This is a genomic window from Photorhabdus stackebrandtii, from assembly GCF_011189495.1.
GTDB lineage: Bacteria > Pseudomonadota > Gammaproteobacteria > Enterobacterales > Enterobacteriaceae > Photorhabdus > Photorhabdus khanii.
This window is the reverse complement of the sequence record NZ_PUJV01000163.1, coordinates 1-645: the sequence shown is the minus strand read 5'-3', so window position 1 is coordinate 645 and position 645 is coordinate 1. Positions and strand designations below refer to the sequence as shown.

Below are 645 nucleotides of genomic sequence, written 5' to 3'. Positions count from 1 at the left end.
TTAAAACCATTACCTTTATGGGTCTTGGTTCTGAACGTGGTGCGGGTCTTTTCCGCCGGTAAATTTAGCGGCGGACGGTTAAGGGCGTTATAGGTACATCCGGTGATAATGGGGCGGTCAATATCGCCGTTGAGGTAGGAGATAATCACTTCCTGGCCGACTCGTGGGGTTGCCAGAAAGCCAAATCCGTTGCCATTCCAGCCTTGTGCCACCCGCACCCAGCAGGAAGCCTGGTCGTCCGGCGCGTCGTAACGGTTCCAGTGGAAGTGAACGCGAACCGCCCCCTCTTTATTGACGTAAATTTCTTCCGTGCCGGGCCCGACAACTGTGGCAACTTCGTCGCCGTCGGCCTGTGGTTTATAGCGGTAGGGTGGACGCCAGTCGTTGCGGCCCGGAATAAATTGGGTCTGTGAATTGAGGGTAGTGCCGGCTCCGCCATCGCCCAAAACGGCGGGCACATGCCCTTGATGTCGGGAAGAGACGACTTGCCAGCGGTCATTCATGGTGTCAATCGGGTGGTGGGTTAACGTGAAGATCCTGCCCGGCATTAATCGAATACAGTTACTGTCCGCTTGCCCGGATTTGCTGTCGGCACGTAAAGCTTCCAGCCGGTATTGGGTAAATGGAATGCCCTCTTTGTCTTTC

At 55.5% G+C, this 645-nt stretch carries 1 protein-coding gene; it reads right to left on the bottom strand.

Annotation, left to right across the window (positions count from 1 at the left end; all coding sequences use genetic code 11):
- Positions 1 to 645, bottom strand: a 645-nt coding sequence (tssI, locus tag C5470_RS22150) for a type VI secretion system tip protein TssI/VgrG (RefSeq protein ID WP_166291942.1), incomplete at both ends; no start/stop codon positions are given.